This window comes from Cyclonatronum sp. (genome assembly GCF_022565315.1).
Classification (GTDB): domain Bacteria; phylum Bacteroidota; class Rhodothermia; order Balneolales; family Cyclonatronaceae; genus Cyclonatronum.
The window spans coordinates 1-8,488 of record NZ_JAIUMX010000135.1 but is presented as its reverse complement, the minus strand read 5'-3'; the positions used below and the strand labels follow the sequence as shown (position 1 = coordinate 8,488).

Genomic DNA, 8,488 nt, shown 5'->3' with positions numbered 1-8,488 from the left:
TGTGCCAAAGGCTTGATTCACCTAACTTTAAGCTGCTGTACGACATCTACCACATGCAGATCAGTGAGGGCGACATCATCCGAACCATACGCGACCATCACCGCTGGTTCGGGCATTATCACACCGCTGGCGTGCCGGGCCGCAACGAGATTGATGAGTCGCAGGAGCTTTTCTACCCTGCCATCATGCGCGCCATTGTTGAAACCGGCTTTGAGGGCTATGTAGCGCAGGAGTTTATCCCGACCGCACAGACCTCGCAAGCCCGCCTCGCCGCACTCGAACAGGCCTTTCGCATCTGCGACGTGTGATTTTGGCGGTTCGGTTGGTTTGGTTTTTCGGGGGATGGTTTTCCGGGCTTGCCGCTTATCTCCCAAACTGAATTACTTTCAGCGGATCCGTTTTGGCTGCGGTCCGCGCCGGAAGCCACGAAGCGAGCGCACACAGCAGCATGGTAACCCCGCCCACGAGGAAGAAATCCCGGATTTTGGGCTCAACCGGTGCGGTCGTCATAAAATAGTTGTCTTCCGAGAGCGGGATGATGCCGTAGGTGCTTTGCAGCCAGTAAAACAGCAGCGAAATCGCAATGCCGATTACAAGTCCGGCCGCTCCGACCAGAAGCCCTTCAAATAAAAAGATCGATTTAATGCTGCGGTCGCTTGCCCCGATGGTTTTCAGGATGCCGATATCGCGGGTGCGCTCAAGCACCATCATCAGCACGGCCCCGATAAGATTGAAGGCCGCCACGATAATCATCACGCTGATTACAAAGGGGATGGTCTGCTCCTGAAGGTCGATCCACGCGAAGAGGTTGCTGTAGGTCTGGTAAATATTCTCCACATACAGCGGAAAGCGCAGCTCCTCATGCAGCTGTGCGTGCACCTGACGGATGAGGCCCAGATCGCTCACCCGAACATCAACCTGATGCGCCATGCCGGGCGGCACGCTGAGCAGGCGGGCGGCGTGGGAGAAGCCGATCATCACAAAGGTATCATCAAAAATATCAATGCCGGTGTGGTAAATGCCGGTGAGGGTGAACTGCATGATGTCCGGCAGTTCCGTGCCGCCGCTGCCGCGCAGGGTGTACAGGGTTATGGTGCTGCCCGGGCTGGCCCCGATGCTGCGGGCGAGCCGCTGACCGAGCACGAGTCCGGGACGGCCGTTTTCCTGCATACGAAGGTCGAAGGTGCCGTCGGTAACGTAGCTGCGCAAATCGGAAAGGTCGCCGTTTTCATCCACCCCTTTTATGAGGGTGCCCTCCACATAGTTGCCGGCCTGCACCATGCCCTGACCCGTAACGGCGAGCTGCGCCGCATCAACTCCGGGCTGCGCGGCCACAAAGCTGAGCAGGGTGTCGGCCCGCGTAATCGGGTTGCCCGTGTAGGTGCTCACGGTGATGTGATTACCAAACCCCAGAATTTTTTCCTGAATCGTACTTTTGAAGCCGTGCACAACGGCGAGCGCAATCAGCAGACCCGCAGCACCGACCGCAACCCCGCTTACGGCCATGATTTTGATGAACGATAAAAACGAAGCGCCTTTACGGCTGCTGCTGAAATAGCGTCGGGCAATAAACCACTCAAACGACATGTAACGCGGAAATTGGAAGGGTGAAGAATCATCCGGCGGCGCCGGTTCTCTGAGTACTGGAAAACACAGCCCCTAAACTAACCAAACAGGCGGAGATTATTCCCGTCCGGAAATAAAAAAAGCCGTCCGGTTGAAGGGACGGCCTAAAAAGCGGTGCTGTGAAGCCTCAGGAATCAGTCGTTGGCTTCAAAGCCGTGGGCAACGAGGGTGTCGAAGCCGCCCACGTTGTACACGTTCTCGAAACCGGACTGCTTCATCATGCGCGCGGCCTGACCACTACGGTTGCCTGAGCGGCAGTACAGGTAGTAGGTTTTGGACTTATCGAGCTGTGGCATGGTGTTCTGGAAGTCGCCGTTCATTACGTCGAGCTGCCTGTCGGTGAGGGCAAGATGACCGGCATCAAACTCTTCGCGGGTGCGCACATCAATCACAACACCCCGCTCATTTTCGAGTTTGTCCTTGAATTCTTTGGATGAAATGTCAATTCCGTTGGAACTGGAAAAAATATTAAACATAGCTGCGAAAATTAGGATGATGAATACTGCGGTTAATGAAACTTTGTACATAGCGATTTTAAAAAAGAGGAATACGGAATCTGATTACGCATTTCAGCTTTCAAAAATAAGCCTTTAAAAGAAGAAATAGTAGAAGAATAGCACCGAAACAAGCAGGAACACGATGGTCATGCCGCCGCCGGCCCGGAAATAGTCGCTGGTTTTGTAGCCGCCGGCGCTCATCATAAGGGCGTTAACCTGATGGGTCGGAAGCACAAAGGAGTTGCCTGCGTTAATGGCGGCAAGCAGTACGAGCGGGCGCGGATCTACGCCGGCAATGAGGCCGATGCCCACTACGAGCGGGGCAAGTACCACAACGGCGCCCACGTTAGACATCACCAAAGAAAAGCCCGTTGCAAGAATGGCGACCGTGAAGAGCAGCACCAGCGTACTGCTGTTGCCGATCAGGCCCATCACGCTTTCGGCCAGAAACTGCGCGGTGCCGCTGTTCTGCATCGCGATACCCAGCGGGATAAGCCCCACAAGCAGGAACACCACTTTCCACTCCACAGAGCGGTAGGCTTCCTGAATGCTCATCACCTTGAGCAGCACCATCACCAGCGCCCCGGTAAAGAAGGAGATGGCAATCGAAAAGCCGCTCATGGCCAGCACAATTGCGAGCAGGAAGCTGCCGGCCGCATGCCAGGTTTTGGAGCTGTTTTTGATTTCAGCTTCCACAACGGTTGCCAGCACGAAGGGGTCGCTGCTTTCAATTTTTTTGATATTCCGCCAGGAGCCGAAAATGATGAAGGTATCCCCGCTTTTGATTTCGCGGTCGGAGAAGTCGCTTTCCACGCGTTTGCCTTCGCTGAAGAGCATCACCGGCTCAACGCCGAACCGCTTGCGCATCCCGAACTGCCGGATGCTCTGACCCACCAGCTCAGACCGCGGCGGCACAATAATTTCCACAAAGCCGAAGTCGTCGGGGTCGTCGAGCCCCGGGAAGCTGCTTTCGGCATTGCCGGCTTCGAGCTTCCAGTTTTGGGCAAAAGCGGCTACTCGGTCGGCATCGCCGTAGAGCGCGACTATTGAACCAGCTTCCAGTTTTGCTTCACGCCAGGGGGCATAGCTGGTGTCTTTTCCGGAGCGTACGGCCAGAATATTGACGCTGTGATCGCTCCATGCGCCCGATTCTTCCACCGTTTTACCCGCCAGCGGACTCCCCTGCGGGATGCTGAAAGCCAGGATGTCTTTTTTCAGGTTGAAGGCTTCCATCACCTTTTCCTGCTCGGTGAGGTCGAGCTTACCGCCGGTTCCCTGCGGCAGGAAGTACTTCCCGAAAAGCGTAAAGAAAATGATGGCCGAAACCATTAGCGCAACACCCACGCCGGTAACGGCAAAAAGCCCGTATTCCTCAAGATCGGCAGCTTTGAGCAGGTCGTTTGTAAGGATGAGGTGACCAGAACCCACCATCGTGAGCGAACCCCCGATGATGGCCATAAACCCGAGCGGCATGATGAGCTCAGAGGCCGAAATGCGCAGCCGACGGGCAATATCGATTGCGCTGGGCAGGAACAGGGCCGCAGCCCCGATGTTCTGAATCACCCCGGAAATCGTCCCCACCGAGAGCGACAGCGTTCCGAGCACCCGCTCCTTGCTGTTCCCGACCCGGCCAAGCAGCCATTTGGAGAAGCGGGTCATCATGCCGGTTTTGGCCAGGCCTTCGCCCAAAATCATGACGGCAATCATGGCGATAACGGCGTTGCTCGAAAATCCTGAGAGGGTTTCGGTGCTTGTGAGCACCCCGCTCCAGTAAAGGGCCAGCATGGTGATGATGGCGGTGATGTCGATTCGGACCAACTCTGAAACCAGCAGGAAGATGGTCATGGCCATGATCGCCAGTACGATGATGATTTGGATGTCCATTAATTTGTTTAAGGGTGTTGTTTTGAAGGATGAAATGGTAAGCTCATTTAACTGATGTCGGTGTAAATACCCCTTTCGCGGAAATCAGCATCCGGCTGATCAAAACAGCCGGCGGCTTCAACGGCGTCCTCAATCCGCATAAAAAACTGCGGCACATCTTTTTCAGGCCATGCTTTCTTGATCATGGTACGCACGGCAAACTTCGCTTCGGTTATCAGCGGCTCCCGGTTTTCGCGGCGGATGTTTTTGAGGAGGTCATGCAGGGCCTCAAGCCCGGTTGAGTCGATATCGTTGATGCCGTTGAAATCCAGAATGATGAAGCGGGTTTCCGGCCGGTTCTGCATAAGCTCGGTTACTTTTTCGGCGTAAAATTCCGCGTTGGCAAAATGCAGGGGGGCATCGAAGCGAAAGATGAGGGCAGCAGGGTTGGGCTCGGTTTCGTAGTTACGGGTATCGCGGTAGATCTGCGTGCCGGGTATGCGGCCCAAAACCACATGATTGGGCCGTGCCGAGCGGTACAGCAGCATGGCCACGGAGAGCATCACCCCGAGTAAAATTCCCTCTTTAATTCCAATGAAAAGCGTGCCGAGGAAAGCCGCAAGAAAGAGGTAGCGGTCGTAATGGCCAAGTTTCCAGAGCTTGCGGAACTGCCCGAACTCGATGAGTCCGTAAACCGAAACGATAATGACGGCTGCAAGCACCGCGTGCGGCAGATAGAAAAAGACGGGCGTGAGGAAAAGCAGGGTGATGACCACCACAACCGCACTCACTACCGAGGCCATCGGACTCTTGCCGCCGGTATCGAAGTTGACGGCGGTGCGCGAAAAACTGCCGGTTACAGGGAAGGAAAGGAAGAAGGAGCCGGCTATGTTGGATGCGCCAATGGCGATGAGCTCCTGATCGGGATCAACTTTGTAGGTTTTTGCCCGCTGCTGAATGGCTTTTGCGACCGCGATGGCTTCCATATAGGCAACGAGCGCAATGGCAAGCGCCATGGGGAAAAGGGCGGTGAGCGCCCCGGTGGTGATTTCAGGCATCATAAAAGGCGGGAGCCCGGCGGGAATAACGCCAACAACGGAAAGCCCCGTAGTGTGGAGTCCCGCAGCCCAGACGACCGCGATGCCCGCCATCAGCACCATCACGGGGGCAGGCAGGGCCTTGATGTATTTCTTGCCGAGTATCATCAGCGCGATTCCGGCAGCGCCAACGGCAAGGGTGATTGGCTTCACGCTGCCGAGCTGCGCGCCGAGACCAATAAGGATATCGTGAAGGCTGCCGCTCACGGATGAGACCCCGAGCAGGTGATGCACCTGACTCAGCCCGATGATGATGGCCGCCGCGGAAATGAAGCCCGAGAGCACCGGGTGGGAAAGCAGGTTCACGACAAAACCGAGCCGGAGCAGGCCGAAAACAAACTGCAGTACGCCCACCATAAGCGCGAGCAGAATGCTGAGCGCGATAAATTCATCGGGCGATTGCGCGATCGGGCTTACGGCTGCGGCAACAAGCAGGGCGACCAGCGCCACCGGGCCAACGCCCAAATGCCGGGAAGTTCCCAGCATGGCATACAGCAGGAGAGGCACTACGCTTGCGTACAGGCCGTATTCCGGCGGGAGCCCGGCAATTAGTGCGTACGCCATCCCCTGCGGAATCAGCATCACACCTACGGTGAGGCCGGCGCTGAGGTCGCCTTTCAGCATGCTGCGGTCGTAGTTCGGCAGCCAGGCCGTTACGGGCAAAAAGCGTTGCAGGATGGATGCGGTGGGTATCATGTACGGGCGGGCACTAAGCGTTGCGGGCCGGAGCGGCTGCGCGGAGATGTGGTTTGGGTAAAAAAAGGGCCGGTACGGCATGGATGCCACACCGGCCCTGTGTACAGCTTTGGATCTTTTTCGGGGGGAAGGATTACATCACCCTAAAAAAATCAGGCGGTTACTTTGCTGTTCATGTAGGCGGTGAAGTCGTCTTCAACCAGTACTACATTGTGGCCTTCGCGCTTCAGGTAGGCACTTGCTACAGCTGAGCGGCCGCCGGTCATACAGTGTACGAGGTAGGTTTTATCCTTCGCGATTTCATCCTTGCGGTTGAACAGGCGGGTATGTGCGAAGTTTACGGCACCGTCGAAAGCCTTCTCGCTGAACTCGCTTCCCTTGCGTACATCAAGAATCACGTAGCCGTCCTGCTGTGCGAGGGCTTCCATCTTCTCAAAACTTGCCATGTCGAGGGTGTCGAGCTTGCCGCCGAGTTTGTGGTACACGCGGAGGTCAGCCGGGGTGATGTAGCCTTCGATGTTATCGAGGCCGATGCGGATAAGGTCCACAACTGCTTCCTTCACCTGATGCTCATCCGCAACGAGGTACATTTTCTCGTCTTCATCCACATAGGAACCCACAACAGTGTTGAACTGCTTGTTGAGCGGGGAGAGGAGTGAGCCTGGCAGGTGCCCGGCGGCGTACTGATCGCGCTCGCGGGTATCGATGATGGCCACTTCTTTGCCTTTGCCGGCCAGCTGATTGATTTCAGCAACGGTGAGGCGCTTGGGGTTTGGCAGGCCTTTGAGGAGCTTGGGACCGATTTTGTTGTCGCGCTTCATGCGGGCGAAGTACATCGGCGGCTCAGGCTGACCTTCGAGAATGAACTTCACGAAGTTGTCTTCTGAGGTAGCTGACTTCAGCGAGTTGTTGAAGCGGAGCTCGTAGCCAACAGTGGTTTCGGGGATGGCGCCGAGGGCTTTGCCGCAGGCACTTCCGGCACCGTGACCCGGCCAGATCTGAATGTATTCGGGCAGGCTTTTGAACTCTTCAACGGTTTTGTAGAGGGTGCGGGCAGAGGGCTCCATTACGTCGAGCATGCCGGCAGCAGATTCAAGCAGGTCGGGGCGGCCTACGTCGCCTACGAAAACGAAGTCGCCTGTTGCAACGCCCATGGGCACATCGGCAGCGGCGCCGTCGGTGATAAAGTAGCTCAGGTGCTCAGGCGTGTGGCCCGGAGTGTGCCATGCTTTGATGGTGATGTTGCCGATTTTGATCTCATCGTTGTTTTTGAGGAGCTCGTAGTCGTAGTCGCTTCCGATGAGCCACTCGTATTTCCAGTCGGCATCACCTTCATCAGAACCGTACACTTTTGCGCCGCGCTCTGCGAACTCACGCAGGCCGGAGATGTAGTCGGCATGGATGTGGGTATCAACTGCTTTGGTGATGGTGAGACCTTCGCGGGTAGCGGTGTTGATGTACTGATCAACATCACGCATCGGGTCGATCACGATGGCTTCGCCGGTAGCCTGGCAGCCGATGAGGTAGGAGTACTGTGCGAGTTTGTCATCGAAGAATTGCTTGTAAAACATAGTGTTATACCTTATTTGGTTGTGTGTTTGTTAATTAATTGAAAGTCGGGTGCTGAGAAATCAGCGGATGGTTTTAATAATCAGTGGGGGAGCTTGCTGCGCAGCGCGCCGTAGGCAAAGGTGCCGGCAAGTGCTGCGAGAATCGGTACAATGATGATGGTGATACCGCTGCCGAGCAGCGCGAACATCGGTCCGGGGCAGGCGCCGAGCAGGGCCCAGCCGAGGCCGAACATGGTGCCGCCAACTATGTAGCGGGTAACCTGTGTTGCATCTTTGGGGTTGATGGTGATACCGTTGCCGTTCAGGTCTTTAACGTTAAACCGTTTGATGATCTGAATGGAAATCAGGCCCACCAGTATCGCAACGCCAATGATGCCGTACATGTGGAAAGAGTCGAAGCGGAACATTTCCTGAATCCGAAACCAGGATACAACCTCTGACTTCATCAGCACGAAACCGAAGAGGGTTCCAGCTGTAAGGTACTTTAAAAAATCTTTGGGTGAAATCATAATATTGGGCTTCGATTATTAAAGAATGAACGGATAGATGAAATAGGTCATAACAAGGCCGCCGATGAAGAAGCCGATTACGGCAATCAGGGAGGCGAGCTGAAGGTCGGAGAGACCGGAAATGGCGTGGCCTGAAGTACAGCCGCCGGCATAGCGAGCGCCGAAGCCAACCAGGAAACCGCCGATTACCAGTACGGTGAGGCCGGTGCCGGTGCCCAGCACTTCCCAGGTGAAGATCTCAGCGGGAACAAAGCCCGAGAAATCTGTGATGCCGAGTTCGCGCAGGTCGTTAACGGTTGACTGTGCCAGCTGAATCGGCTCCGGGTTGGCAAAAATCACGCCCCCGAGGAGTCCGCCGACCACGACACCCAGCAGAAAGGTGAGGTTCCAGGCGCCGCTTTTCTTCCAGTCGTACTTGAAAAACTCAACATTGCCGATATTGCAGGCCGCGCAGGCATGGCGCAGGTTTTCAGAAATCCCAAACGATTTGCCCCCGAGAATAAGCAGAAGGGGGACGGTGAGTCCGATTACGGGCCCGGCAACGTACCAGGGCCAGGGTTGTGTCAGAAATTCAAACATATTGATTAGGTAAGGACTGTGTGATTACGTGTTCTGTTTTGATTGACTGA

8 protein-coding genes are annotated in these 8,488 nt (G+C 55.7%); 1 reads left to right on the top strand and 7 read right to left on the bottom strand.

What is annotated here, in order from left to right:
• Window positions 1-308: TIM barrel protein (locus LAT75_RS14235; RefSeq protein ID WP_291483345.1), on the top strand; the 308-nt coding region annotated here is incomplete at its 5' end.
• 55 nt (window positions 309-363) lie between these two features.
• On the opposite strand, the gene LAT75_RS14230 is transcribed toward LAT75_RS14235, so the two are convergent.
• The 7 genes from LAT75_RS14230 to LAT75_RS14200 form a co-directional block, all read right to left on the bottom strand.
• Window positions 364-1,587 (bottom strand): ABC transporter permease, encoded by a 1,224-nt coding sequence (locus tag LAT75_RS14230; protein WP_291483344.1) that lies wholly within the window; start codon window positions 1,585-1,587, stop codon window positions 364-366.
• 173 nt (window positions 1,588-1,760) lie between these two features.
• Window positions 1,761-2,102: a rhodanese-like domain-containing protein gene (locus LAT75_RS14225; protein WP_291483343.1), complete on the bottom strand. Its 342-nt coding sequence runs from the start codon at window positions 2,100-2,102 to the stop codon at window positions 1,761-1,763.
• Window positions 2,103-2,216: 114 nt separating this feature from the next.
• Window positions 2,217-4,007 carry an SLC13 family permease gene (locus tag LAT75_RS14220; protein ID WP_363320579.1) on the bottom strand — a complete coding sequence of 597 codons (1,791 nt, stop codon included), beginning with the start codon at window positions 4,005-4,007 and terminating at the stop codon, window positions 2,217-2,219.
• 47 nt (window positions 4,008-4,054) lie between these two features.
• The gene (gene sulP, locus LAT75_RS14215; RefSeq protein ID WP_291483346.1) at window positions 4,055-5,860 is read right to left on the bottom strand and encodes a sulfate permease; all 1,806 of its coding nucleotides are present in this window, start codon (window positions 5,858-5,860) and stop codon (window positions 4,055-4,057) included.
• A 71-nt stretch (window positions 5,861-5,931) separates the two neighbouring features.
• Complete coding sequence (locus LAT75_RS14210; protein ID WP_291483342.1) at window positions 5,932-7,350, bottom strand: MBL fold metallo-hydrolase; 1,419 nt, start codon at window positions 7,348-7,350, stop codon at window positions 5,932-5,934.
• Window positions 7,351-7,430: 80 nt separating this feature from the next.
• On the bottom strand, window positions 7,431-7,859 hold the full coding sequence (locus LAT75_RS14205) for a DUF6691 family protein (RefSeq protein ID WP_291483341.1): 429 nt from the start codon (window positions 7,857-7,859) through the stop codon (window positions 7,431-7,433).
• An 18-nt stretch (window positions 7,860-7,877) separates the two neighbouring features.
• Window positions 7,878-8,438, bottom strand: coding sequence for a YeeE/YedE thiosulfate transporter family protein (locus LAT75_RS14200; protein ID WP_291483340.1), 561 nt, complete (start codon window positions 8,436-8,438; stop codon window positions 7,878-7,880).
• Window positions 8,439-8,488 lie beyond the last annotated feature (50 nt).

What these genes read in the sequence shown, in the direction of transcription:
- LAT75_RS14230 (WP_291483344.1), bottom strand. Translation starts at nt 1,587, where the DNA reads ATGTCGTTTGAGTGGTTTATTGCCCGACGCTATTTCAGCAGCAGCCGT.
- LAT75_RS14225 (WP_291483343.1), bottom strand. Translation starts at nt 2,102, where the DNA reads ATGTTTAATATTTTTTCCAGTTCCAACGGAATTGACATTTCATCCAAA.
- LAT75_RS14220 (WP_363320579.1), bottom strand. Translation starts at nt 4,007, where the DNA reads ATGGACATCCAAATCATCATCGTACTGGCGATCATGGCCATGACCATC.
- sulP (WP_291483346.1), bottom strand. Translation starts at nt 5,860, where the DNA reads ATGCCGTACCGGCCCTTTTTTTACCCAAACCACATCTCCGCGCAGCCG.
- LAT75_RS14210 (WP_291483342.1), bottom strand. Translation starts at nt 7,350, where the DNA reads ATGTTTTACAAGCAATTCTTCGATGACAAACTCGCACAGTACTCCTAC.
- LAT75_RS14205 (WP_291483341.1), bottom strand. Translation starts at nt 7,859, where the DNA reads ATGATTTCACCCAAAGATTTTTTAAAGTACCTTACAGCTGGAACCCTC.
- LAT75_RS14200 (WP_291483340.1), bottom strand. Translation starts at nt 8,438, where the DNA reads ATGTTTGAATTTCTGACACAACCCTGGCCCTGGTACGTTGCCGGGCCC.